Annotated in this window: 21 protein-coding genes; 12 read left to right on the forward strand and 9 right to left on the reverse strand. The window is 72.5% G+C overall.

Features of this window, described 5'->3' with window-relative positions; all coding sequences use genetic code 11:
- Positions 1-10: 10 nt before the first annotated feature.
- Positions 11-997, forward strand: a complete 987-nt coding sequence (locus ACFWP2_RS22405; protein ID WP_380454049.1) for a S1 family peptidase — start codon at positions 11-13, stop codon at positions 995-997.
- A 318-nt stretch (positions 998-1,315) separates the two neighbouring features.
- On the opposite strand, the gene ACFWP2_RS22410 is transcribed toward ACFWP2_RS22405, so the two are convergent.
- The gene (locus ACFWP2_RS22410; protein ID WP_360356432.1) at positions 1,316-1,546 is read right to left on the reverse strand and encodes a hypothetical protein; all 231 of its coding nucleotides are present in this window, start codon (positions 1,544-1,546) and stop codon (positions 1,316-1,318) included.
- 538 nt (positions 1,547-2,084) lie between these two features.
- Here ACFWP2_RS22410 and ACFWP2_RS22415 point away from each other — a divergent pair.
- The 6 genes from ACFWP2_RS22415 (at position 2,085) to ACFWP2_RS22440 (ending at position 9,324) form a co-directional block, all read left to right on the forward strand.
- Positions 2,085-4,196 carry a type IIA DNA topoisomerase subunit B gene (locus ACFWP2_RS22415; protein ID WP_380454052.1) on the forward strand — a complete coding sequence of 704 codons (2,112 nt, stop codon included), beginning with the start codon at positions 2,085-2,087 and terminating at the stop codon, positions 4,194-4,196.
- A 169-nt stretch (positions 4,197-4,365) separates the two neighbouring features.
- On the forward strand, positions 4,366-4,851 hold the full coding sequence (locus ACFWP2_RS22420; RefSeq protein ID WP_380454054.1) for a DUF1453 domain-containing protein: 486 nt from the start codon (positions 4,366-4,368) through the stop codon (positions 4,849-4,851).
- Positions 4,852-4,911: 60 nt separating this feature from the next.
- Complete coding sequence (locus ACFWP2_RS22425; RefSeq protein ID WP_380454056.1) at positions 4,912-6,087, forward strand: sensor histidine kinase; 1,176 nt, start codon at positions 4,912-4,914, stop codon at positions 6,085-6,087.
- On the forward strand, positions 6,084-6,779 hold the full coding sequence (locus ACFWP2_RS22430; protein WP_380454058.1) for a response regulator: 696 nt from the start codon (positions 6,084-6,086) through the stop codon (positions 6,777-6,779). The genes ACFWP2_RS22425 and ACFWP2_RS22430 overlap by 4 nt, the downstream gene beginning before the upstream one ends.
- Before the next feature lie 320 nt (positions 6,780-7,099).
- Positions 7,100-7,540 carry a DUF485 domain-containing protein gene (locus ACFWP2_RS22435; protein ID WP_380454060.1) on the forward strand — a complete coding sequence of 147 codons (441 nt, stop codon included), beginning with the start codon at positions 7,100-7,102 and terminating at the stop codon, positions 7,538-7,540.
- Entirely contained in the window at positions 7,537-9,324 is a 1,788-nt protein-coding gene (locus ACFWP2_RS22440) for a cation acetate symporter (RefSeq protein WP_380454062.1), read from the forward strand. Before ACFWP2_RS22435 ends, ACFWP2_RS22440 begins: the two co-directional genes overlap by 4 nt.
- 196 nt (positions 9,325-9,520) lie before the next feature.
- Here the strand turns inward: ACFWP2_RS22440 and ACFWP2_RS22445 are convergent, their stop codons facing one another.
- Together ACFWP2_RS22445 and ACFWP2_RS22450 are read right to left on the reverse strand one after the other, a co-directional pair.
- Positions 9,521-10,207: a response regulator gene (locus tag ACFWP2_RS22445; protein ID WP_380454064.1), complete on the reverse strand. Its 687-nt coding sequence runs from the start codon at positions 10,205-10,207 to the stop codon at positions 9,521-9,523.
- A complete protein-coding gene (locus ACFWP2_RS22450; protein WP_380454066.1) occupies positions 10,207-11,802 on the reverse strand; it encodes an ATP-binding protein in 1,596 nt (531 codons plus the stop codon). Before ACFWP2_RS22450 ends, ACFWP2_RS22445 begins: the two co-directional genes overlap by 1 nt.
- Positions 11,803-12,051: 249 nt before the next feature.
- On the opposite strand from ACFWP2_RS22450, the gene ACFWP2_RS22455 reads away from it, so the two are divergent.
- The 3 genes from ACFWP2_RS22455 (at position 12,052) to ACFWP2_RS22465 (ending at position 14,898) form a co-directional block, all read left to right on the forward strand.
- Complete coding sequence (locus ACFWP2_RS22455; RefSeq protein WP_380454068.1) at positions 12,052-12,864, forward strand: ABC transporter ATP-binding protein; 813 nt, start codon at positions 12,052-12,054, stop codon at positions 12,862-12,864.
- Between the two features lie 64 nt (positions 12,865-12,928).
- The gene (locus tag ACFWP2_RS22460; protein WP_380454070.1) at positions 12,929-13,789 is read left to right on the forward strand and encodes an ABC transporter permease; all 861 of its coding nucleotides are present in this window, start codon (positions 12,929-12,931) and stop codon (positions 13,787-13,789) included.
- A gap of 47 nt (positions 13,790-13,836) precedes the next feature.
- On the forward strand, positions 13,837-14,898 hold the full coding sequence (locus tag ACFWP2_RS22465; RefSeq protein ID WP_380454072.1) for an ABC transporter substrate-binding protein: 1,062 nt from the start codon (positions 13,837-13,839) through the stop codon (positions 14,896-14,898).
- An 84-nt stretch (positions 14,899-14,982) separates the two neighbouring features.
- Here the strand turns inward: ACFWP2_RS22465 and ACFWP2_RS22470 are convergent, their stop codons facing one another.
- The 6 genes from ACFWP2_RS22470 to ACFWP2_RS22495 form a co-directional block, all read right to left on the reverse strand.
- On the reverse strand, positions 14,983-15,885 hold the full coding sequence (locus ACFWP2_RS22470) for a sucrase ferredoxin (RefSeq protein ID WP_380454074.1): 903 nt from the start codon (positions 15,883-15,885) through the stop codon (positions 14,983-14,985).
- Positions 15,886-15,923: 38 nt separating this feature from the next.
- A complete protein-coding gene (locus ACFWP2_RS22475; RefSeq protein ID WP_380454076.1) occupies positions 15,924-16,661 on the reverse strand; it encodes a hypothetical protein in 738 nt (245 codons plus the stop codon).
- A gap of 17 nt (positions 16,662-16,678) precedes the next feature.
- Positions 16,679-17,737, reverse strand: coding sequence for a hypothetical protein (locus ACFWP2_RS22480; protein WP_380454078.1), 1,059 nt, complete (start codon positions 17,735-17,737; stop codon positions 16,679-16,681).
- Positions 17,738-17,749: 12 nt separating this feature from the next.
- The gene (locus ACFWP2_RS22485) at positions 17,750-19,000 is read right to left on the reverse strand and encodes a hypothetical protein (RefSeq protein ID WP_380454080.1); all 1,251 of its coding nucleotides are present in this window, start codon (positions 18,998-19,000) and stop codon (positions 17,750-17,752) included.
- A gap of 27 nt (positions 19,001-19,027) precedes the next feature.
- On the reverse strand, positions 19,028-19,321 hold the full coding sequence (locus ACFWP2_RS22490) for a hypothetical protein (protein WP_380454082.1): 294 nt from the start codon (positions 19,319-19,321) through the stop codon (positions 19,028-19,030).
- 190 nt (positions 19,322-19,511) lie between these two features.
- The gene (locus ACFWP2_RS22495) at positions 19,512-21,962 is read right to left on the reverse strand and encodes a DNA topoisomerase (ATP-hydrolyzing) subunit A (RefSeq protein ID WP_380454084.1); all 2,451 of its coding nucleotides are present in this window, start codon (positions 21,960-21,962) and stop codon (positions 19,512-19,514) included.
- Positions 21,963-22,270: 308 nt separating this feature from the next.
- Here ACFWP2_RS22495 and ACFWP2_RS22500 point away from each other — a divergent pair, with 308 nt between their 5' ends.
- Positions 22,271-23,638 (forward strand): M16 family metallopeptidase, encoded by a 1,368-nt coding sequence (locus tag ACFWP2_RS22500; RefSeq protein ID WP_380454086.1) that lies wholly within the window; start codon positions 22,271-22,273, stop codon positions 23,636-23,638.
- A 20-nt stretch (positions 23,639-23,658) separates the two neighbouring features.
- On the forward strand, positions 23,659-25,023 hold the full coding sequence (locus tag ACFWP2_RS22505) for a M16 family metallopeptidase (protein WP_380454130.1): 1,365 nt from the start codon (positions 23,659-23,661) through the stop codon (positions 25,021-25,023).
- The last annotated feature ends 271 nt before the right edge of the window (positions 25,024-25,294 follow it).

The following is a 25,294-nucleotide window of genomic DNA, read 5'->3' on the forward strand; positions in this document are numbered from 1 at the left end:
TGGAGTCACGGTGCCGACCGAGCCGGACCGCACTGACCTGCCGACGCCCATCCCGTTCCCGGCAGACCCCGGCGAGCCGGCACACCCGGCAGATCTCGCCGACCCGGCAGACCTCGCCGAGCCGGCACACCCGGCGGACCCCGCCGGGGCGGCCGATCCGGCAACCGGCCGGGCGGGCCGCCGCCGCAGGGTCGCCGCGCTGGCGCTGCTGGCCGCGGTGCCCGTCCCGCTGGTCGCGCTCGGCGGCGCGGCGCCGGCCGAGGCGCAGCGCCGGGTGGTCGGCGGCAGCGCGGTGAGCACCGCGGACCACCCGTGGATCGTGGCGCTGTCCAGCCGCCAGCAGTTCGGCAGCGGCCGTTCCGGTCAGTTCTGCGGGGGCGCGCTGGTCACCCCGACCAAGGTGGTCACGGCCGCCCACTGCTTCTACGACGAGGGCAAGGGCCGGGTGGAGCGGCCGGGCCTCAGGGTGATCGTCGGCCGGGACGACATGCGTGGCACGGCCGGCCGCGAGGTGGCGGTGCGGTCGGTCTGGATCCACCCGGACTACTCCTTCGACGCCAACATGAACGACGTCGCGGTGCTCACCCTGGCCGAGTCCCAGGGCGCCCTGCCGGTGGTCCAGCTGGTCGGCCAGGGCGAGACGGAGCCGTACGCGGCCGGGACCACGACGCAGGTGTACGGCTGGGGCGACACCACCGGGCGGGGCGACTACTCGCCCACGCTGCGCGGGGTGTCCGTGCCGATCGTGCCGGACGGGGCGTGTGCGCAGGCGTATCCGGGCGGGCAGGACGGGAAGTTCGACGCCCGCGGCATGGTGTGCGCGGGCGAGGAGAGGGGCGGCAAGGACGCCTGCCAGGGTGACAGCGGTGGCCCGATGATCGTCGAGGGCCGGCTGGTGGGCCTGGTCTCCTGGGGGACGGGCTGCGCCGAGGCGGCCCACCCGGGCGTCTACACCAGGGTGTCCTCGGTCACGGACGCGGTGCGCTCGGTCCTGTGAGCGCCTGCGTACGCGATGTGCCCGATGCCGTGAGCACCTGCGGACCTGGCGTGCCCGGTCCGGTGAGTGCCTGCGGACGCAGCGTGCCCGGCGCCGCGCACGTTGCGGTGGGTGCATGCCCGATCACGTGCTGACGCCGGATTCTGACGCCGTGTCGGCCGTCGTGGCCGATGCGGCGCCGGGCCCCGGAGGGCGCCTCCGGGGTACAGCAGAGCCGGGCGGTCGGCCCCCGAGGGGGTCGGTCGCCCGGCTCACCGGTCGCGCGCGGTGCGCGACCGGACACAGCTCGACGCCGTCTGCTGGTTTTGGCGCCCGGGATCAGCGCTCGTTGTCGGACGCCGTGGCGGTGGTCGTGGTGAGACGGCCGCTCTCGTCCTGTATCTCCACGGCGATCTTCTTGAGCTCGGGCTCGAACTTCCGGCCGTGGTGGGCGCAGAAGAGCAGCTCTCCGCCGCTGGCGAGTACGACGCGCAGGTAGGCCTGGGCGCCGCAGCGGTCGCAGCGGTCAGCCGCGGTGAGCGGGCTCGCAGGGGTCAGAACAGTAGTCACGTCGCCTCTTCTCTAGCTCGACGAGCTGTCGTACCAGGGTCAACATCCAACCAGGCCGAAAACGTTCCCGCTCGTGGCTTTTCTTCTCTGAGGATTCTGCTGTGTTGATGAGGACGTGCCCCGGGCGTCGGTGGTTCATGCGTGCCGAATCCCGGGATCCGCCCGTCGCTCGAACGCCCGATCGGGATCGGGTGCGAGGTCCGCGTAGCATAATCCTCTGCCGGGTTGGAGCATAAGCCCCGTCCCGGGCCCCGGTAGCCTGCATAACGGCAGTTCCGGGGCCTGCGCCGGGCCCCACGATCCGCCAGGACCGGTGGTACCGGGAGGAGATGGCGCCCCCGGGGCCCGTAACCGGGTGCGGTGCTTGTTCGCGCAGCGCGTACAAGCTGCGCGGGACCGGCCCGTCGTGCTGTGCACCCGGCGCAGGCGGTCGGGCACGCAGGGCGACGGATGTCGGTGCGGCGTGCTGCACTGGCGTTTGGTCCGGATGCGTCCGGATGTGACCGATGAGACAGAACTTCACCGAGGAGAGTGCCGCGTGAGTGCCGAAACGACCGTGCCGTCCGCGCTGCTGGCCGGCGACGACGGTTCCAACTACACCGCGCGGCACCTGCTCGTCCTGGAGGGCCTGGAGGCCGTCCGCAAGCGCCCCGGCATGTACATCGGCTCGACCGACAGCCGCGGCCTGATGCACTGCCTCTGGGAGATCATCGACAACTCCGTCGACGAGGCGCTGGGCGGCTACTGCGACCGCATCGACGTCGTGCTGCACCCCGACTCCTCGGTCGAGGTCCGGGACAACGGGCGCGGCATCCCGGTCGACGTCGAGCCCAAGACCGGGCTGTCCGGCGTCGAGGTCGTGATGACCAAGCTGCACGCCGGCGGCAAGTTCGGCGGCGGCTCCTACGCGGCCTCCGGCGGTCTGCACGGCGTCGGCGCCTCGGTCGTCAACGCGCTCTCCGCCCGCCTCGACGTCGAGGTCGACCGCGGCGGGCACACCCACGCGATCAGCTTCCGCCGCGGCACCCCCGGCCTCTTCACCGAGACCAGCCCGGACGCGCCCTTCGAGCCCGGCAACGGCCTGACCAGGACCCGCAAGGTGCCGAAGACCCGCACCGGCACCCGGATCCGCTACTGGGCCGACCGGCAGATCTTCCTCAAGGACGCCAAGCTCTCCCTGGAGACGCTGCACAGCCGCGCCCGGCAGACCGCCTTCCTGGTGCCCGGCCTCACCATCGTGGTGCGTGACGAGCGGCTCACCGAGAGCGAGCGGGTCGAGGAGTCGGTCTTCCGCTACGACGGCGGCATCGCCGAGTTCTGCGAGTTCCTGGCCCCCGACAAGCCGGTCTGCGACGTGCTGCGGCTGCGCGGCGAGGGCACCTTCAAGGAGACCGTGCCGGTCCTGGACGACCTCGGCCACATGACCCCCACCGAGGTCACCCGCCACCTCGGCGTGGACATCGCGCTGCGCTGGGGGGCCGGCTACGACACCACCCTGCGCTCCTTCGTCAACATCATCGCCACCCCCAAGGGCGGCACCCACATCACCGGCTTCGAGCGCTCGCTGGCCAAGACGGTCAACGAGGCGCTGCGCGCGAGCAAGCTGCTGCGCGTCGCCGAGGACGACATCACCAAGGACGACGTCACCGAGGGCCTCACCGCGGTGGTCACCGTCCGGCTCGCCGAGCCGCAGTTCGAGGGCCAGACCAAGGAGGTGCTCGGCACCTCGGCGGCCAACCGGATCGTCGCGGCCGTCGTCGCCAAGGAGCTCAAGGCCTTCCTGACCTCGGCCAAGAAGGACCAGAAGCTCCAGGCCCGGGCCGTGCTGGACAAGGTCGTCGCGGCCGCCCGCACCCGGGTCGCCGCCCGGCAGCACAAGGAGGCCCAGCGCCGCAAGACCGCGCTGGAGACCAGCTCGCTGCCCGCCAAGCTGGCCGACTGCCGCAGCGACGACGTCGACCGCAGCGAACTGTTCATCGTCGAGGGGGACTCCGCGCTCGGCACCGCCAAGCTCGCCCGCAACTCCGAGTTCCAGGCGCTGCTGCCGATCCGCGGCAAGATCCTCAACGTGCAGAAGGCCTCGGTGAGCGACATGCTCAAGAACGCCGAGTGCGCCGCGATCATCCAGGTGATAGGGGCCGGTTCCGGCCGCACCTTCGACATCGACCAGGCCCGCTACGGCCGGGTCATCTTCATGGCCGACGCCGACGTCGACGGCTCGCACATCCGCACCCTGCTGCTCACCCTCTTCCACCGCTACATGCGGCCGATGGTCGAGCAGGGCCGGGTCTTCGCGGCCGTGCCGCCGCTGCACCGGATCGAGCTCACCAACCCCAAGCGCGGCCAGGAGAAGTACCACTACACCTACTCCGACGCCGAACTGCGCTCCACGCTGCTGGAGTTCCAGCGCAAGAACCAGCGCTGGAAGGAGCCGGTGCAGCGCTACAAGGGTCTGGGCGAGATGGACGCCGACCAGCTGGCCGAGACCACCATGGACCCGCGCCACCGCACCCTGCGCCGGATCAACCTGGGCGACCTGGAGCAGGCCGAGAGGATCTTCGACCTGCTGATGGGCAACGACGTCGCCCCGCGCAAGGAGTTCATCGTGGACTCGGCGGCCACCCTGGACCGCTCGCGCATCGACGCCTGATCCCGTCCGCCGGTCCGGTACGCGCGCGAGGGCCCTCCACCCACGGGTGGAGGGCCCTCGCGCGTCCGGTTCCACCCGGGGTCCACCCCCGCTCCGATCAGGGCGGCGCGCCGGATCCGTAGCGTCGGAGAGGTCAGTGACAAGCCTCTCTCCGGGACGGAGAAGTCCGATGGGCTCCGTAGCCAACCTGCTCGTGATCGCCGCGGTGGTGGTCCTGGTGGTCCAGCGCCAGATGCGCGTCCAGCGCCTGGACACCGAACGCCGCTTCTGGCTGCTGCCGTTGATCCTGGGCGCGCTCGCGCTGCGCGATCCGCAGATCATCGACCACCGGCACACCGCGCTGTCCGCCGTCCTGCTCGCCGTCGGACTGGTCACCGTGCTCGCGATGGGATCGGTCTGGGGCTGGACCGTCCGGATCTGGCGGGCCGCCGACGGCGCCGTCCTGGTCAAGGGCACCAAGGCCACCGTGGCCGCCTGGGGCGGGATGATCGCCGTCCGGATCGGCCTGTACGCGACCGGTTCGGCCCTGGGCGTCCACCAGGCGGGCAGCTCGCTGATGCTCGGCATGGCGGTCCTGCTGCTGGTCCGCTCGCTCGTGGTCAACTGGAGGGCCCGGGCCCTGGAGCCCGCGCGGCGGGCCGCCGAGCTGCACTGACTTCCGTCTTCCGTCTTCCGTCTTCTGTCTTCCGTCGCCGTGAGTACCGAGGAGGAACCCTTGGCCGGGTGGTACTGGACCCGCTGGCCGTCCCGGGAGGGGCTGGAACGCGAGGCCGAGAGCCGGCCGCGGCGGGTCCTCACCGTGGTCGGCCGGACCGTCCTGCTGGTCGTCGTCGGCTGGGGCACCTTCTCCGGCGGCAGGTACGCCGGCTGGACGGCGGCGGCCGCGGCGGCCGGGCTGGCCGCCGCGACCGCCCTCTGCGCGGTGTACCTGCGGGCCACCCGGGAGCAGCGCCCGGCCCTGTCCTACCTGCTGACCGCCGCCGTGGTCGGCGCCGGCTGGCTCGCCAACCAGGGGATGGCCTACACGCTGGCCGACTTCCTCTGGATCGGACTGGCCGTGACGGCCCTGATCCGGCTGCCGCCCGCGCCCGCCCTGCTCGCCGCGGCGGCCGCGCTGGGCTCGTACACGGCGGCCTCCCCGGCGAGTTGGCTCAGCATCGCCGCCACGGTCGGAGGCTCCGTCCTGGTCGGCTACCTGCTGCGGCTGGACATCGAGGCACGAGGCACCTCCCGCCGACTGCTCGCCCAGGAGCGGGCCGCCCGGGCCGCCGAGGCGGAGAGCGCGGCGCTCGCCGAACGGGCCAGGATCGCCCGGGAGATCCACGACGTGCTCGCCCACAGCCTCTCCGCGCAGCTCGTCCACCTGGAGGCGGCCCGGCTGATGCTGGACGCCGGGACGGACCGCGAGCAGATCCGCGAACGGGTCGTCGCCGCCCGGCGGATGGCGCAGGACGGGCTGGCCGAGACCCGGCAGGCACTGTCGGCGCTGCGCGGGGAGCTCACCCCGGTCGGGGAGTTCCTGGTCGAGCTGACCGGGCGGGAGCGGGCCGCCCTCACCGTCACCGGCACACCCCGCCCGGTCGCCGCCGAGGCGGCCCTGGCGGTGCGGCGCACCGCCCAGGAGGCGGTGACCAACGTCCGCAAGCACGCGCCCGGCGCCCGCTGCTCCGTCGAACTGCGCTACCTGGCCGGCGCGGTGGAGCTGGAGGTGCGCAACACCCGGCCGCCGCGGGGCCAGTCCGCGGGTGAGCCGTCGCCGGAGGAGCTGGCCGCGAGCGGCAGCGGGTACGGTCTGCTGGGAATGCGCGAACGCGCGGAACTGCTCGGGGGCACGCTGCTGGCGGGCCCGCAGGACGGAGGGTGGCGCGTGCTGCTGCGGGTGCCGGCATGACGGCGGAGCGGGCGGCCCGGGTGCTGGTCGCGGACGACCAGACGGTGGTGCGCGAGGGCATCGTGATGCTGCTGGGGCTGCTGCCCGGCATCGAGGTGGTCGGTGCGGCCGGGGACGGGGAGGAGGCCGTCGCCCTGGTGGAGCGTCATCACCCGGACGTGGTGCTGATGGATCTGCGGATGCCGCGCTGCGACGGGGTCGAGGCGACGAGGCGGATCCGCGCGGCGCACCCGGAGACCGAGGTCGTGGTGCTCACCACCTATGCCGACGACGACTCGCTGTTCTCGGCGCTCCAGGCCGGGGCGCGCGGCTACCTCACCAAGGACGCCGGCGCCGAGGAGATCGCCCGGGCCATCGCGGACGTCCGCTCGGGTGCCGCCGGGCTCTCCCCGCGGGTCCAACTCCGGTTGCTGGAAAGGCTTTCGGAGCGGCGAGACGACTCCGGTCCGGCCGCCGAGCGGCCCGCCGCCCGGCCGGGGGAACTGCCCGACGGGCTGACCGCGCGGGAGGCCGAGGTGCTGGCGCTGATCGCCGAGGGACTGTCCAACGCCGAGATCGCCCAACGGCTGTTCGTCAGCCAGGCGACCGTGAAGACCCACATCAACAATCTGTTCGCCAAGACGGCGGTGCGGGACCGGGCTCAGGCGGTCGCCTACGCCTTCCGACACGGAATCACCGGGACGCAGCAGTAGTCCGATGAGTGTCTGTCGGATGATCGATCACCTCATCGAGTGAACGTATCTGCGATGGTCAGGGGCGCTGCTCAGGGGCCGCCATCATGGTTCGGGTCAGAACATCCGGCCGTCCAGGAGCAGCAGTGCCACAGCAGCAGACGAGCAGCCCCGGTCAGGGGCAGCGATTCGACTGGTGGGCCGCTCCGGCCGCCGGCACCCCCGTTGAGCCCGCCGAGTCATCGGCTGCGCACCGCCGATCGGCGGTACCGGCGCAGTCGGGCCCCATCCGTACGGATCACGTCCGTACGGACCGGTCGGCAGAGGCAGTCGTCGAGCCTGTGGCCGTCGGCGCACCGATCCACGGGCCCGCCGTCGAGCCGTTCGCCCAGACCACCACCGCCGATCCAGCGGCCCAGGCCGCACCGCACGCATCCCTCGCGCCACTGGACGAGGAACCGGTCGCCGACCGGACCGAGGTCTACCGGGAGGTCCAGGCCAGCGCCGCCTTCCGGCAGATCCGCCGCAGCTACCGGACCTTCGTCTTCCCGATCACCGGCGCCTTCCTCGCCTGGTACCTGCTGTTCGTCGCCGCCCAGGCCGGCGCCCCCGACCTGATGCGCCGCGCGGTGGCCGGTCCGCTCAACGTGGCCTGGCTGCTGGGGCTCCTGCAGTTCGCCTCGACCTTCCTGCTCGCCTGGCTCTACGCCCGCAACGCCCGGACCAAGCGCGACCGCGCCGCCCTGGGCCTGCGCTGGGACACCCAGGACCAGCTGCGATGACGATCCCGATGATGACCTCCGTGCCCGCCGACGCGGCCAAGTCCGCGGTGCAGACCGCCGTCCGGACCGTGGTGTCGACCGCCACCCCGCCACCGGTCGCCCCCACCGGCGACCACCACTCGCTCGCCATCGCGCTGTTCGCCGTCGTCGTCCTGGTCACCCTGGGAGTCACCCTCTGGGTGGGCCGCCAGGGCAACGCCGCCGAGGACTTCTTCGCCGGCGGCCGCGACTTCACCCCGCTGCAGAACGGCTTCGCGCTCTCCGGGGACTACCTCTCCGCCGCGTCCTTCCTGGGCGTCGCCGGACTGATCGCGCTGTACGGCTACGACGGCGTGCTCTACAGCATCGGCTTCCTGGTCGCCTGGCTGGTCGTGCTGATGCTGGTCGCCGAACTCGTCCGCAACGCCGGCCGGTACACCCTCGCCGACGTGCTCGCGCTGCGGCTGCGCCGCCGCAAGGTGCGCGCCGCGGCCGGTGGCGCCAGCGTCGTGGTCACCCTGCTCTACCTGGTGGCCCAGATGGTCGGCGCCGGTTCGCTGGTCGCCCTCCTGCTGGGCACCGGCAGCCCGCACGCCCGCACCTGGACCATCATGGCGGTCGGCGCCCTGATGATCGTCTACGTCACCATCGGCGGGATGCGGGCCACCACCTGGATCCAGATCATCAAGGCCTTCCTGCTGACCGGCGGTTCGGTGCTGCTGACGGTCCTGCTGGTGGTCCGCTTCCACGGGGACCTCGGCGAGCTGATGCGCCAGGCCGCCCAGCACAGCGGCGCCGGGCACCGCTACCTGGAGCCCGGGCTCAAGTACGGCGGCAGCATCACCAGCCGGCTGGACTTCGTCAGCCTCGGCCTCGGCCTGGTGCTCGGCACCGCCGGCCTGCCGCACATCCTGTCCCGGTTCTACACCGTGCCCACCGCGCGGGCCGCCCGCCGCTCCACGATGTGGGCGATCGGCCTGGTCGGCAGCTTCTACCTGATGGCCATCGTGCTCGGCCTCGGCGCCACCGCGCTGATCGGCTCCACCGAGGTGCGGCACGCCAACTCGGCCGGGAACACCGCCGTTCCGCTGCTCGCCCTGGTGCTCGGCGGCGGCAACGGCAGCACCGGCGGGGTGGTGCTGTTCGCCCTGATCTCGGCGATCGCCTTCGCCACCATCCTCGCGGTGGTCGCCGGACTGACGCTGGCCTCCTCCGCGGCCTTCGCCCACGACATCTGGGCCGGCGCCTGGCGGGCCCGGCCGGGCCGCGAGCAGGTGAAGAACGGCCACGGGCGGCGTCGCCGGGGCGAGACCGTCCCGGCCTCCCGGTCGGGGAAGGAGTCGGTCTCCGAGGTCAGCGAGCAGCAGGAGGTGGTGGTCGCCCGGATCGCCGCCGCGGGGATCGGCGCGACGGCGATCGTGATCAGCCTCTTCGCCCAGCAGCTGAACGTCGCCTTCCTGGTCGGCCTGGCCTTCGCCGTCGCCGCCTCCTCCAACCTGCCGGTGCTGCTGTACAGCCTGTTCTGGTCGCGGTTCACCGCCCGCGGCGCGGTCTGGGCGGTGTACGGCGGGCTGATCCCGGCGATCGCGCTGGTGATCTTCTCGCCGGTGGTGTCCGGCTCCGCCGAGGCGCTCTTCCCGGGCCTCGACTTCCACTGGTTCCCGCTGGAGAACCCCGGCATCGTCTCCATCCCGCTGGGCTTCCTGGCCGGCTGGGTCGGGACGGTCACCTCGTCCGAGCCCGCCGACCCGGACCGGTTCGCCGAGCTGGAGGTACGTGCCCTCACCGGTGCGGGCGCGGCCTGAGCCGTCGCGCCCGGGGAACCCCGGCGGGCCTGGGGCCGCCGGGGTTCCCCCCTGTCCGGCCCCTGTCCGGCCCCTGTCCGGCCCCTGTCCGGCCCCTGTCCGGGTCCCGTCCTTCCCGGCCCCGGCCCGGCTCCTGTCCGGCTCCTGTCCGGTCGCCTTTCCCGGTCGTCGGCCGGCCCCCGGGCGCGGACCCGTCCTACGCCCGGGCCGGCAGCCCATAGCGGTGCTCCGGCCGGCCGGTGTCGCCGTACCGCAGGGTCAGCCGCAGTCGGCTGTCCCGCTCCAGCTGCTTGAGGTAGCGCTGCGCGGTGGAGCGGCTCAGCCCGGTCGCGTCGGCGACCTCCTGGGCGGACAGCGGCCGGCCGGCCCGGCGCAACACGCCCATCACCAGGTCCGTGGTGGGCGCCGAGTGGCCCTTGGGGAGCGGGCCGGCCGGGGCGGCGGCGCTGCGCAGGGTCGCGAACAGCCGGTCCACCTCGTCCTGGCCGGCCTCCCGGGCGGGCGCGGCGAGCGCGTGGCGCAGCTGGGCGTACGCCACCAGCTTCTCCCGCAGCCCGGCGAAGGTGAACGGCTTGACCAGGTACTGGAGTGCGCCGTGCTGCATCGCGGCGTGCACCGTCGAGACGTCCCGGGCGGCCGTCACCATCATCACGTCGCAGGCGACCTGGCGCTCCCGCAGCCGGCGCACCAGGGCCAGGCCGGTCTCGTCCGGCAGGTGGTGGTCGAGCAGCAGCAGGTCCACCGGGCGGCGCTCCAGGGCGGCCAGCGCCTCCCCGGCCGAGTGCGCGGTGCCGGTCGCCCGGAAGCCCGGGACCTTGGCCACGTACGCGGCGTGCACGTCCGCGACCCGGAAGTCGTCGTCCACCACGAGTACGTCGATCATCACGCCTCCACGAGCCGAGTGGTGAGCAGGGCCTCGGGCAGCTCGACGGTGAACCGGGCGCCGCCGAGCGGCCCGGTGTCGAGCACGATCCGGCCGCCGGTCCGCTCGACCAGCCGCCGCACCATCGCCAGCCCCAGCCCGCGCGGACGGTGCGCGGGCGCGTCCTTGCTGGTCCACCCCTCTTCGAAGACCTGCTCGCGCAGTTCCTCCGGCACGCCCGGGCCGCTGTCCGCGACCTGTAGCAGCAGGGTCGGCCCGGCCGCCGCCAGGCTCACCTCCACCCGGCCCCCGCCGTCCGCGGCCAGCGCGTCCACCGCGTTGTCGATCAGGTTGCCGAGCACCGTCACCAGCGCCCGGGCGTCCACCACCGCGTCCGGCAGGTGCGCCGCCGGAGCCAGCGCCAGCAGCACCCCGCGCTCGCCCGCCACCGAGGTCTTGCCCGCCAGCAGTGCCGCCACGTGCGGGTCCTGCACCTGCTCGGCGATCCGCGCGGTGACCACGGCGTGCGAGCCGGACTGCTCCGAGATGAACGCCACCGCCTGCTCGTGGCGGCCCAGTTCCAGCAGGCCCAGCAGGGTGTGCATCCGGTTGGCGTGCTCGTGGTCCTGGGCCCGCAGCGCCTCGGTCAGGCTGCGGGTGGTGTCCAGCTCGCGGACCAGCGACTCCAGCTCGGTGCGGTCCCGCAGGGTCACCACCGCGCCGCCCTCGGGCGTGGCCGTGCGGTTCACCACCAGGACCCGGTCGTCCCGTACGGCCGGCAGGTCGGCGCCGGAGATCCGCCCGGAGAGCACGTCCGCCAGCCGGCCCGGCGGCAGCACCGCGCCGATCGGGCGGCCGGTGCAGTCCTCGGGCAGGCCGAGCAGCCGCAGGGCCTCGTCGTTGGCCAGCCGGATCCGGCCGCGCTCGTCCAGCGCCACCATGCCCTCGCGGATGCCGTGCAGCATCGCCTCCCGCTCCACCAGCAGTGCGGAGATGTCGGCCAGCGCGATGTTGTGGGTGCGGCGCTTGAGCCGGCGGGCCAGGAGGAGGGTGGCGAGCGTCCCGGCGGCCAGGCCGGCGCCCGCGCACAGCAGGATGCCGGTGAGCATCTTCAGCAGCCGGCGGCGGATCGAGTCGTCGCTGATGCCGACCGACACCTCGCCGACGATCCGCCCGTCCGCCATCCGCAGCGGCACCTTGCCGCGGGCGGTGCGGCCCAGGGTGCCCTCCTGGATGGCGGTGACGCTGCGGCCGCTGAGGGCGGGCTCCGGATCGGTGCTGACCCGCTGGCCGATCCGGCCCGGGTCGGTGTGCGACAGCCGGATGCCGTCCAGATCGGTGATCACCACGAAACTGGCGCCGGTGGCCAGCCGGATCTGCTCGGCGTTGCGCTGGGCGGCCACCACGTCGCGGCCGGCGGCGGCCCGGGCGATGTTCTCGTCGGTGGCGGTGGCCTGGGCGATCGACAGCGCCCGCTGCATCGCGTCGTGGTCCAGCTCGCTGCTGACCGGGGCCAGGAACAGCCCTGCGGTCACCGTGGTGACACCGACGGTGACGACGGTCTGGCTCAGCAGCAACTGGGCGAAGACCCGGCGGGGTCCGCGGGGGAGCTTCATCCGGGCCTCCTCTCGGCGGCTGCGGGGGATCGGGCGTCCTCGGAGGGCGGTCGGGGCGCCGGTGGGTGGGGTCGGGACACCCTATGTTTCCGGGGTGTTCCTGTCAGCCGCGTCCCCGCAGTTGTAGCGGAAGCAAAACGAGCAGAACACCCCTCTATGCGGAGAAGTCGCACTACGCGAAGAAGGCTCCCGCCGGGGCCGGGCCCGCTCCTACCTTTCCGGGGCAGGCACAGACCCGGGAGGATCGACATGAGCAACACCACCCCGGCGATCGAGCTGACCGGCGCGACCAAACGGTTCCGCACCCCCTCCGGGGCGCTGCACACCGCCGTCCGCGATCTCGATCTGACCGTCGCCCAAGGCGAGTTCGTCGCCGTCGTCGGCCCCACCGGCTGCGGCAAGTCCACCACGCTGACGCTGGTCAGCGGCCTGGAGGAGCCCACCGAGGGCGAGGTCCGGGTGTACGGCGAGCCCGTGCGCGGGATCGACCCCAAGGTCGGGTTCGTCTTCCAGCAGGACGCCGTCTTCCCCTGGCGCACCGTCCTGTCCAACGTGATGGCCGGGCCGCGCTTCCGCGGTGTGCCCGCCGCCGAGGCGCGGGAGCGGGCCCGGGACTGGCTCACCCGGGTGGGCCTGGCGGCCTTCGAGGACCGCTACCCGCACCAGCTGTCCGGCGGCATGCGCAAGCGGGTCGCGCTCGCCCAGACCTTCGTCAACGACCCGGCGATCCTGCTGATGGACGAGCCGTTCTCGGCGCTGGACGTGCAGACCCGGGCGCTGATGTCGGACCAGCTGCTGGAGCTGTGGGCGGGTACGGGCTCCTCGGTCGTCTTCGTCACCCACGACCTGGACGAGGCCATCGCGCTCGCCGACCGGGTCGTCGTCATGACGGCCGGACCGGCCACCGTCAAGGAGATCTTCACCGTCGACCTGCCGCGCCCGCGCACCGTGGAGGCCGTCCGGCTGGAACCGAGGTTCGTCGAGCTGTACCGCGAGATCTGGGCCTCGCTCGGCGAAGAGGTGCGCATCACCCGGGAGAGAGGAGCGGGTCGTGCCGCTTGAGACCGCGTCCGAGTCCGTGCCAGAGTCCGTGCCAGAGTCCGAGTCCGGGGCTGGGTCCGGAGCCGTGCCGGCGCCGGGCGTCGCCGGGAAGCCGGCGGCCGTCACGACGAGAACCGAGGCCCGTGAACGGGCCGCCCGCAACCGGAAGTTGGGCGTCTACGGCGCCCGGGTCGCGGTGCTGCTCGCCTTCCTCGGGCTGTGGGAGGTCTGCGCCCGCACGGACGTCATCGACCCGTTCAACTTCTCCCAGCCGTCGAGGATCTGGGACCAGATCTGGCAGTGGATCACCCACGGCACCGCGCAGGGCTCGCTCGGCGAGCAGATCGGCTACACCCTCTACGAGGCCCTCACCGGCTGGGTGATCGGCGTCATCGGCGGTGTGCTGCTGGGCATCGCGCTCGGCCGGATCCGCTTCCTGGCCGACGTCTTCGGGCCGTACATCAAGGTGCTCAACGCCATCCCGCGGATCGTGCTCGCGCCGATCTTCCTGATCTGGTTCGGCCTGGGCCCGGCCTCCAAGGTCGCCTCCGCTGTGGTGCTGGTGTTCTTCCCGGTGTTCTTCAACGCCTTCCAGGGCGCCCGCGAGGTGGACCGCAACCTCGTCGCCAACGCCCGCATCCTGGGCGCCGACAACCGCAGGGTCACCCTCCAGGTGGTCATCCCCGCCGCCACCACCTGGATCTTCACCAGCCTGCACGTCAGCTTCGGCTTCGCGCTGATCGGCGCCATCGTCGGCGAGTACATCGGAGCCACCAAGGGCCTCGGCCTGCTCGTCGCGGCCGCCCAGGGCACGTTCAACGCGGCCGGGGTGTACGCGGCCATGACCATCCTCGCCGTCGTCGCGCTGCTCACCGAGGGGCTGCTGACCTTCGCCGAGAAGAAGCTGTTCCGCTGGAAGCCCGCCGACGCGGGCGACGGCCGCTGACACCCCCCGCCGGTAAGACCCCGCCAGAAGAGAGAGGCACCCCACCCATGCGCAGATCCGTCGCGGCGGCCCTCGCCGCCGTCCTGCTCCTCCCGCTCTCCGCCTGCGCCAACGACGCCGCCACCGCCGGCCACGGCGCGGTCGCCGCTCCCGCCGGGCAGCAGGTCGACGGGCCCAAGGTCAAGATCATGGTCGGTGGCCTGGACAAGGTCATCTACCTGCCCGCGATGCTCACCCAGCGGCTCGGCCACTTCGCCGAGGCCGGCGTCAACGTCGAGCTGATGACCGAGCCCGCCGGCGTCAACGCCACCACCGCGCTGCTCGCCGGGGACGTCCAGGGCGCCGTCGGCTTCTACGACCACACCATCGACCTCCAGGCCAAGGGCAAGAAGGTCGAGTCCGTGGTGCAGTTCGCCCAGGCCCCGGGCGAGGTGGAGATCGTCTCCACCAAGCAGGCCGACGCCATCAGGTCCGGCGCCGACTTCAAGGGCAGGAAGCTCGGCGTCACCAGCATCGGCTCCTCGACCGACTTCCTCACCAAGTACCTCGCGGTCAAGAACGGCACCGCCGTCAGCGAGTTCAGCCCGATCGCGGTCGGCGCCGGCCAGACCTTCATCGCCGCGCTCCAGCAGGGCAGCATCGACGCCGGGATGACCACCGACCCGACCGTCGCGAACATCCTGGACAAGGGCCTCGGCAAGGTCCTGTACGACATGCGGACCCCCGAGGGCTCGCGCGAGGCGCTCGGCGGGCTGTACCCCTCGTCCTCGCTGTACATGAACACCGACTGGGTGGAGAAGAACAAGGACACCACCCAGAAGCTCGCCAACGCCTTCGTGAAGACCCTCAAGTGGATGTCGACCCACACCCCCGAGGAGATCGCCGCGAAGATGCCCGCCGACTACGCCCAGGGCGGCGCCGAGCAGTACGCGGCGGCGATCAAGGCGACGCTGCCGATGTTCACCACGGACGGCGTGATGCCGGCCGACGGGCCGAAGACGGTGCTCGCGGTGCTCGCGGCCTTCCACCCGGACGTCAAGGGCAAGGAGGGCTCGATCGACCTGGCGAGGACGTACACCACGGAGTTCGTCGGCAAGGCCACCGGCTGATCCCCGTCGCCTGCGGCCCCACCCCCGGCGACCCCCGCCGCCGCGGTCCCGCGCCCACCCCCACGGGCGCGGGGCCGCCGCGTCTCAGACCCCTCGTACGGACAGCACGTCCATCCGCGAGGGCGTCCCCGCCGCCTTGCCGCAGCTCTCCGGACGCGCCGGCTCGCTGGCCGCCTCGATCACGTCCACCTCCCAGGACCGGCCGTCCCGGTGCAGCACCCCGACCAGCCAGCGGCCCTCGCCGTCCGGCCGCTGGGTGAGCGTCAGCGCGTCCACCCGGGTCTCGCCGATCAGCTCCCGCACCGCGTGCTCGGCCGCCTGGCCCGGACGGTCCCAGCCCGAGCAGCCCCGCGACCACTCCGGCACCATGTGCCCGGCCGCCGTCGCCGACAGCACCTCCTTGGCGGTCTCCGGCGTCAGCCGCCCGTACGCGTAGCCGTACGGCAGCACCAGCATCGTGGGGGAGAAGCGGTGCCCGCCCAGGTGGGTGACCTCCCACGCCTCGCTGTGCCCGGCCGCCGCCAGCTCCGCCGCGAGCGGACGGCCCAGCAGCGCGCAGCAGCGGTCCCGACGACCGTTGGTGCACACCAGGGCCACCGGGCCGCCGACGTGCTCGGTGCCGAAACCGGTGTGGTCACCGGCGCCCAGCGCGGCGAAGTCCAGACCCAGCAGCTCCGCCGGATCCGCCACCGCCGCCCGGCGCACCCAGCCGCGGCCGGGCACGGTGTGCGCCACGAGCACCTCGTGGCGTGCGGTCGGCAGACAGTCGGCGTGCCGCCCGGGCCGCCGGATCAGGGCCACCCGCACGCCCGTCCCCGCCGCGGCCGCCTCCAGCGCCCGCCCGACCGCCGCGTCCAGATGGCTCTCGCCCAGCGCCTTCGCGCCCCACGGCCCGTTCTGCTCCACCAGCAGCCAGGTGCCGGCCACCGCCGCCGTCGCGGCCAGCGGCTCCGAAAGTTCACGCGACACGGTCGCACAGGTGCTCACGCCGGCAAGGCTACCCTCACCTGATCGCCCTCACTCGATCACCCGAACGCGGCCCTCACCCGCTGCGCGACCGCCTCGTCCACCGTGTCGTACAGCGGCTCGGAGACGGTCGGGAGGTCGGCGAACTCCAGGTGGATGCTGCGGACGACGTCCGCGAACAGCTCCGAGTACAGCACCCAGTCCTCGGGGCACGGGGTGCTCAGCTCCAGCGAGAGCAGCTGGGACTCGTTCGGCAGCGGCAGGTGCACCTGGATCACCGAGGTGGTCAGCACCCCGTCGACGAGCGGAACCGCCAGACCGTCCAGCGGGGCCGACCCGTCGTCGAGCGCGGTCGCCACGGCGTCGATCACCGCCGCCGCCCGGCCGGCGGGCAGCTCGATCGCCGTCACCTCCGCCTCCGGACGGGCCCGGGCCAGCCGGGCGAGCAGGAAGTCGACGGCGCCCGCGTAGTCGGTGCCCTCCAGCGGGCACACCGAGGCCGTGATCGTGGCCATGCTCGGGCGGCCGTCCACGTCCACCAGGCACATCCCGGCGTGGATCACCCCGGCCTCGGCCATCGTGGGGATCAGCTCCGCCAGCATCATGGCCCAGCTCGCCCGGTCCTCCTCGGACCGGGAGGCCAGTACCTCGCAGACCATCTCCCAGAGCGCCTCCACCACCTGCTCCTCGGTGCCGAACACCGGGACCTCGTGGAAGGCGGGCGGGACGATGAAGCGGATCTGGAGCGGTGCGTCCTCGGCCGGAGCGGGACGGTCGGCTATCGGAATGTCGGACATCGGGCCTTCCACGGAGCTCATGAGGGCTTGCGGATCCGGTTGCGGACGTCCAGCCAGGACGGCGGGACGGGGACCGGGACGCCGTACGAGCGGGCCTCGACGAGCAGGTCGAGGTAGGCATTGGCGCGCTCGCGCAAGCCGGAGCGGCGCCAGGTCCAGAGCTCCTTCAGCGCGGGGACGGCAGCGAGCAAGCCGATGGCGATCAGGCCCGCGCCGAGGGAGGTGAGCTGTCGGCGGTACTCGGCACCGGCGGGGTCCATGCCCATGGGAGCGACGATCATGCCGGCGACCACGGTGAGGACGAACGTCCTGCCCCAGAGGCTGATCCACCGGCGGGACCGCTTCACGGTGATGAGCAGTCCCCGGACCGCCTGTTCGTCCAGGAAATCGAGGCCGTGCGGAGAGCCGAGTTCGCGGGCCCGGCTGGCCAGGGCCCAGTGGTGCGCGAGTACGGCGGCCGGAAGCACCGGGAACTTCGGGTCGATCACGGCGTCGGCCGGCCACCACGAGGTCGGCTGTGCCGCGGCCGGCTGCGGGGGAGCCGGACTGGTGGAGGACGTGCCGGGGGCGGCCGGCGGCTGTGGTGAAGCGGTCGTGCCTTCCTCCCATGAGGCCCGCTCGGCGGCGACTCCCCACTCGGGGGGGAACGTGACCGTCAGACCGGCTCCCCGTGCCCGGTTCAACAGGCCCACGTACGTGGTGAAGTGCACGGAGGCGGTCCTCTTCTCCGCCTCCCAGGACATGCCGCGGATCCCGATCCAGATGCCGACGGGGATCGCAAGGATGGCCACCACCAGGGCGGCCACCTGTCGTCCCTCGGCCGGCGAGCTCATCGACGCGCCGAGGAACACGGCACCCGCGATTCCCCCGATGATGAACAGGCCGGCCAGTTCGGAGTACCAGTCCTGCTGGTTCTGCATCCGCAGGTGCTTGGTCACCACATCGCGTGCCACGTAGTCGTGCAGCAGGTTGATTCCGTAGAGCGTTTCGGCCCGCCGTGCGGCCTCGGCCACCTCGGGCACCGAGGCGATCCGTCCGCCCTCGACGGGGAGCGTGGCATGGAGGTCCTTGGCCATGGGTCTCTCCTCTCAGCCGACGGCGTTCAGGAACGGGGCGGACGTCGGCCGGACCGCGGGCCTCGCGAGTGGCCCGGGGAGCACGACGGGCTGCGCCGCCGCCCTCCTCTCGATCGCTTTGTCCACTTGCTTGTACGTGCCGTAGACGATGGAGGCCGCCTTCGCACTGGCCGTGACCTTCGCGGGATCGAGCGCCGACAAGCGGGACGCGACCTTTTCCGAGAAGACGCGGGCGACCTTGGGTGCCTTTTCCGACTGGCTGACCCAGCTCGCGCCCTTGGGTATCCACGTGGTGACGGCCTTGGTGGACAGCGGAAGCCTGGCCATGGCCAGCGCGCTGCCGCCGGCGCTCGCGGCTCGGGTTCCCTTGGCAGCGGTGACGAAGCCCTTGACCAGCCCGAAGCCGGGGACCAAACCCAACGTGTCAAGTCCGAGGGTCAGCCACGACACGTCCTTGCCACGGAGTTTGGCGATGCCGTGCCCGCTCAGCGCGCCCGCGCTCGTCAGTACGGCCCCGGCGACCAGCACCGGACCGAACGGGGTGAACAGCGCGGCGATCGTCAGCCCGGCCGAGATCATCGACAGGATGTCGGCGTGGTCGGACAGGAAGTCCAACGACTTGGTCCAGGCCTTTTTCACGTTGTCCAGCATCCGCTTGAACAGGCCCGGGTCCGGTGGGTGGTGACGGGACGCCTCCACGATCGCCTTGGCGGCGGCCTCGGCCTTGTGCCGGTGGTCCTCCAGCTGCTTGTGGGCGCGCTTGATGACCTCGTCGAGCTGGTGGTGGCCGCGGGTGCTGGCCTCCTTGGCCGCGTCGAACTGTGCCTGGGCGCGGTTGATCACGTTGTCGGCGGTCTGCCCGCCGTTCTGCGCGTAGCCCTTCAGGGTGTTGCCGAGGGCGGTGACCTGGCCGTCCGTGTCGGCCAGCCGGGCGCGCAGCTCGACGGCCTCGGCCTCCATCGTGCGGCCGGCGGTGAGCATGCCGGAGAGCTGGGTGTGCCAGGCCTTGAGGGCCCGTGAGCAGGTGGCCATCGACTCGTGGCCCTGGGTGAGGTACTTGGGCAGTTGGCCCAGCTTGTCGACGAACTTGCGTGCCGCTTCACCTTCCCAGGCGCCACCGTCGGAGCCGATGCCGGCGAGTGTGGTCTGCAGTTCTTCCAGTTCCCGGGCTACGGCGTCGACGTCCGCGTACATCTTGGCGATGGCTGTGAGGTCCCCCGGGGCCGGGCAGAAGCCGAGGCCCGGCCAGTTCTTGTCACTCATGGTGGATGCCCCCTGCTGCTGGTCGGCTCAGGTCGCGCCGTAGGCCTTGGCGACGCCCTGATCGTTGTCCGAGTAAGCCTTGAGTGATTCGTCCAGGCCCTCGCGGAGGTTGTGGGCCAGCTTGCCCATCCGCCCCATGGCGCCGTGCCAGTGGCGTTCGAAGCCCAGGCATGCCGAGTCGAGCCAGGCGTTGCCGGTCTGGCGGGCGATCCCGGCGTTCTCGAGGCTTTTGGCGACCGTCTTCATGCGGGTGCCGCATTCGTCGAGTTGTTTGGACACCGTTCTCATCCGGCCCATGTCGATCTTGAATTCCTCGGCCAACTCCCCGTCCCCCCAAGGATGGTGATGGTCTGTTGGGGCACCTGTTCGGTGAACCTAACCCATGAGTGGGCAAAGTTCCGGCCATGCCCGGGAATTGGGGATCGCCGTTCCGTATTCCCGGTCGGACGGGCACGAAAAAGCGGAGGGGTACCGGATGGTCTCCGGTACCCCTCCGCTCATGAGGGGGCCGTTACGCCGGGCCGGCGACCACCGCGATCGGGGTGGTGACCGGGGTGCCGGAACCGTCGCGGCGCGGGTCGCGCTCGGGCAGGTCGACCGGGGCGCCCTTGGCGGTGGCGGCCTGGGCCGGGGCGGCGCCGGCCCAGGCGAAGGCCAGGGCGTCCTCGCCGCGCAGGAAGCGCTGGCAGCGCACCCCGCCGGTGGCGCGGCCCTTGCGCGGGTACTGCTCGAACGGGGTGACCTTCCAGGTCGTCTGCTCACCGTCGGACAGCGTGCCCGTGGTCGTGGCCACCGAGACCACCACCGCGTCCGCCGCCGGGTCCACTGCCGTGAAGGACAGCACGCGCGCGCCGTCCGACAGCTTGATGCCCGCCATGCCGCCCGCCGGGCGGCCCTGCGGACGCACCTGGCCCGCCGGGTAGCGCAGCAGCTGGGCGTCCGAGGCGATGAAGACCAGGTCCTCGTCGCCGGTGCGCAGTTCGACCGCGCCCACCAGCTCGTCACCCTCCTTGAGGGCGATCACCTCGAACTCGTCCTTGTTCGCCGGCCACTCCGGCACCACCCGCTTCACCACGCCCTGCACCGTGCCCAGCGCCAGCCCGGGCGAGGACTCGTCCAGGGTGGTCAGCGCCAGCACCCGCTCCCCGGCCTCCAGCCGCAGGAACTCGCCCACCGCGGCCCCGCCCGCCAGCGTCGGCGACGGCGTCGGCGGCAGCGCCGGCAGGTCGATCACCGGCAGCCTGAGCACCCGGCCCGCGGACGTCACGACGCCCACGTCAGCCCGGGCCGTCGCGTGCACCGCCGACACGATCACGTCGTGCTTCGCCCGCTTCTCCGACACCTCGAACGGCTCGCCGTCCGCCGTCCGCGCGAGCAGCCCCGTCGAGGACAGCAGCACCCGGCACGGGTCGTCCGCGACCTCCAGCGGCACCGACAGCGCCGCCGAGGGCACTGCCCCCGCCTCCAGCAGCACCGTGCGCCGCTCGGTGCCGAACTGCTTCGCCACCGCGCCCAGTTCGGACGACACCACGCTGCGCAGCTTGGTGTCCGACTCCAGGATCTCGGTGAGGTCCGCGATCTCGGCGGTCAGCTTCTCCTTCTCCTGCTCCAGCTCGACCCGGTCGAAGCGGGTCAGCCGGCGCAGCGGGGTGTCCAGGATGTACGCGGTCTGCGTCTCCGACAGCGAGAAGTGCTCCATCAGGCGTTCCTTCGCCTGCTGCGCGTTGTCACTCGACCGGATGATCGCGATGACCTCGTCGATGTCGAGCAGGGCCACCAGCAGGCCCTCGACCAGGTGCAGCCGCTCCTCGCGCTTGCGGCGGCGGAAGTCGCTGCGCCGGCGCACTACGGTGAAGCGGTGGTCGACGTAGACCTCCAGCAGCTCCTTCAGCCCCAGCGTCAGCGGCTGGCCGTCCACCAGCGCCACGTTGTTGATGCCGAAGGTCTCCTCCATCGGCGTCAGCTTGTACAGCTGCTCCAGCAGCGCCTCCGGCACGAAGCCGTTCTTCACCTCGATGACCAGCCGCAGCCCGTGCTCGCGGTCGGTCAGGTCCTTGACGTCCGCGATGCCCTGGAGCTTCTTCGCGTTGACCAGGTCCTTGATCTTCGAGATGACCTTCTCCGGGCCGACGTTGTACGGCAGCTCGGTGACCACGATGCCCTTGCGGCGGGCCGTCACCGCCTCCACCGACGTCGTCGCCCGGATCTTGAACGTGCCGCGGCCCGACTCGTACGCGTCCCGGATGCCCGACAGGCCCACGATCCGCCCGCCCGTCGGCAGGTCCGGACCGGGCACGAACCGCATCAGCGTGTCCAGGTCGGCGTTCGGGTGCTTGATCAGGTGCCGGGCGGCGGCCACCACCTCGGACAGGTTGTGCGGCGGCATGTTCGTCGCCATGCCCACCGCGATGCCCGTCGCGCCGTTCACCAGCAGGTTCGGGAACGCGGCCGGCAGCGCCAGCGGCTCCTGCTCGCTGCCGTCGTAGTTCGGGCCGAAGTCGACGGTGTCCTCGTGGATCGACTCCACCATCGCCATCGAGGCGGCCGTCAGCCGCGACTCGGTGTAGCGCATCGCGGCCGGCGGGTCGTCGTTGCCCAGCGAACCGAAGTTCCCGTGGCCGTCGATCAGCGGCAGGCGCATCGAGAACGGCTGCGCCATGCGCACCACGGAGTCGTAGATGGACGCGTCACCGTGCGGGTGCAGCCGGCCCATCACCTCGCCCACCACGCGCGCGCACTTCACGTGCGCGCGCTCCGGGCGCAGGCCCATCTCGTTGGCCTGGTAGAGGATCCGGCGGTGCACCGGCTTCAGGCCGTCCCGCGCGTCGGGCAGTGCACGCGAGTAGATCACCGAGTAGGCGTACTCCAGGAAGGAGCCCTGCATCTCGTCCACGACGTCGACGTCGAGGATCCGCTCCTCGAAGTCTCCGGGCGGCGGGGTCTGCGAACTGCGGCGGGCCATCGCGGCGGGGCTCCCTTACGTGTCGCTGGCTGTGTCTCGGTCGGTCGTCGGTTCGGCCGTCGAACACCTGGGGGCGGTCGTCGGTCGTCTCCGCACCGTCCCGTCGCCGGACCCGTCAACCGGGTGCCGCCGACAGGGCGCGGCGCCCCCATTGTGGACCCTCGCGCCGACACTCCCGGTCAGCGGCCCTCTTCCGCCCCTGGCGAACGGCCCCGTCCGCGCGGACACGAACACGGCTCCCGCGCGTTGCACCACAATGGGGGACGCCACACGAACCCCGACATCGACGACGGGAAGGACCCGAGCGCATGGCCAACCCGGCCCCCGCCTCCAGCCGAGGCATCGCCATCACCGAGCACCGCCTGGCCAACGGCCTGCGCGTCGTCCTCTCCGAGGACCACCTGACCCCGGTCGCCGCCGTCTGCCTCTGGTACGACGTGGGCTCCCGGCACGAGGTCAAGGGCCGCACCGGCCTCGCCCACCTCTTCGAGCACCTGATGTTCCAGGGCTCGGCCAACGTCTCCAACAACGGGCACTTCGAGCTCGTCCAGGGCGCCGGCGGCTCGCTCAACGGCACCACCAGCTTCGAGCGCACCAACTACTTCGAGACCATGCCCGCCCACCAGCTGGAGCTCGCCCTCTGGCTGGAGGCCGACCGGATGGGCTCGCTGCTCGCCGCGCTCGACGAGGCATCCATGGAGAACCAGCGCGACGTCGTCAAGAACGAGCGCCGCCAGCGCTACGACAACGTCCCGTACGGCACCGCCTTCGAGAAGCTCACCGCGCTGTCGTTCCCCGACGGCCACCCGTACCACCACACCCCGATCGGCTCCATGGCCGACCTCGACGCGGCCACCCTGGAGGACGCCCGCACGTTCTTCCGGACGTACTACGCGCCCAACAACGCCGTCCTGTCCATCGTCGGCGACATCGACCCCGAGCAGACCGTCGCCTGGGTCGAGAAGTACTTCGGCTCCATCCCCGCGCACGACGGCAAGCAGCCCCCGCGCTCCGGCGAACTCCCCGAGACCGTCGGCCGCGAGATCCGCGAGGAGATCCACGAGGACGTGCCCTCGCGCGCCCTGATGGCCGCCTACCGCCTCCCGCACGACGGCACCCGCGAGGCCGACGCCGCCGACCTCGCCCTCACCATCCTCGGCAGCGGCGAGTCCAGCCGCCTCTACAACCGGCTGGTCCGCCGCGACCGCACCGCCGTCGCCGCCGGCTTCGGCCTGCTGCGGCTGGCCGGCGCCCCCAGCCTCGGCTGGCTCGACGTCAAGACCTCCGGCGACGCCACCGTCGAGCAGATCGGCACCGCCGTCGACGAGGAGCTCGCCCGCTTCGCCGCCGAGGGGCCCACGGCCGAGGAGCTCGAACGCGCCCAGGCCCAGATCGAGCGCGAGTGGCTCGACCGGCTCACCACCGTCGCCGGCCGGGCCGACGAACTGTGCCGCTACGCCGTCCTGTTCGGCGACCCCAAGCTGCTCAACGACGCCCTCCCCAAGGTCCTCGACGTCACCGCCGAGGAGGTCCAGGCCATCGCCAAGGCCCGGATCCACCCCGACAACCGGGCCGTCCTCGTCTACGAGCCGACCGCCGCCGCCGCCGAGACCGCCGCCGCCGAGACCGACGCCGACTCCGACGCCGCTTCCGAAGAGGAGGGTGCCGCCGTATGAGCACCGACTACGTCCCCGCCATGACCTTCCACCCGCAGCCCCGGCCGGGCACGCCCAGCCCCTGGGACTTCCCCGCCCCCGAGCGGGCCGCCCTCGGCAACGGCATCACCGTCCTGCACTGCCACCGGCCCGGCCAGCAGCTGGTCGCCGTCGAGGTCCTGCTCGACGCTCCGCTCGCCGCCGAGCCCGACGGCCTCGACGGCATCGCCGGCATCCTCGCCCGCGCCTTCAGCGAGGGCACCGACACCCTCAGCGCCGAGGAGTTCGCCGCCGAGCTGGAGCGGGCCGGCGCCACCCTCGACGCCCACGCCGACCACCCGTGCATCCGGATCTCCCTGGAGGTCCCCGCCTCCCGGCTCCAGCGCGGCCTGTCCCTGCTCGCCGACGCCCTGCGCGCCCCCGCGCTGCCCGAGGCGGAGATCGAGCGGCTGGTCGCCAACCGCCTGGACGAGATCGTCCACGAGCAGGCCAACCCCGCCCGACGCGCCGCCAAGGCCCTGTACGCCGAGCTCTTCGACGCCGCCGACCGGCTCTCCCGGCCCCGCGCCGGCACCGCCGACACCGTCAAGTCGATCGACCGCGCCGCCGTCAAGGCCTTCTACGACGCCCACGTGCGCCCGGCGACCAGCACCGTCGTGGTGGTCGGCGACCTCACCGGCGTGGACCTGCCCGCCCTGCTGGAGAGCACCCTCGGCACCTGGACCGGGACGACGGCCGAGCCGTCCGCCCACGCCCCGGTCACCGGCGACGACCGCGGCCGCGTCGTCATCGTGGACCGCCCAGGCTCCGTCCAGACCCAGCTGCTCATCGGCCGGATCGGGCCCGACCGCCACGACCCGGTCTGGGCCGCCCAGACCCTCGGCACCTACTGCCTCGGCGGCACCCTCACCTCCCGCCTCGACCGCGTCCTGCGCGAGGAGAAGGGCTACACCTACGGCGTGCGCTCCTTCGCCCAGCCGCTGCGCTCGGCCGCCGACGGCAGCGGGCGCGCGATGCTCGCCATCAGCGGCTCGGTGGACACCGCCTCCACCGCCCCCGCGCTGGCCGACACCTGGACCATCCTGCGCACCCTCGCCGCCGAGGGCCTCACCGACGCCGAGCGCGACGAGGCCGTGCAGTTCCTGGTCGGCGTCGCGCCGCTGAAGTACGAGACCGCGGGCTCGGTCGCCGGCACGCTGGCCGACCAGGTCGAGCAGTACCTCCCGGACGACTACCAGGCCGAGGTCTACCGGCAGCTCGCCGAACTGCGCACCGCCGCGGCCACCGAGGCGGTCGTCGCGGCCTTCCCGCCGGACCGGCTGGTCACCGTCCTGGTCGGCGACGCCGCCGTGATCGCCGACGACGTGCGGGCGCTCGGCATCGGCGAGGTCACCGTCGTCAGCTGATCCGTTCGTCGGATCACCGTCCGGCCCGGTGGAGCACCCGCTCCGCCGGGCCGGACGCGTTCTTAAATCCGTTGCGGGCCCCACCCGTTCCGTGGATAGATGTTCCCCGGCGCACAGCACGTGCGCACTGCGGACGACAGTGAAGGAGGCGGTCACCATGCGGGTCGAGCGAACCATACGACGCTCCCCAAGGCCGTATCTCCCCTGTTCCGCCCTGGCCGCCTGAGCGCGTAGCCCGAACTTCCCCGAGCCGCACCGGGATTCTGTGCGC

The sequence above is a fragment of the Kitasatospora sp. NPDC058444 genome, from assembly GCF_042721415.1.
Lineage (GTDB): Bacteria > Actinomycetota > Actinomycetes > Streptomycetales > Streptomycetaceae > Kitasatospora.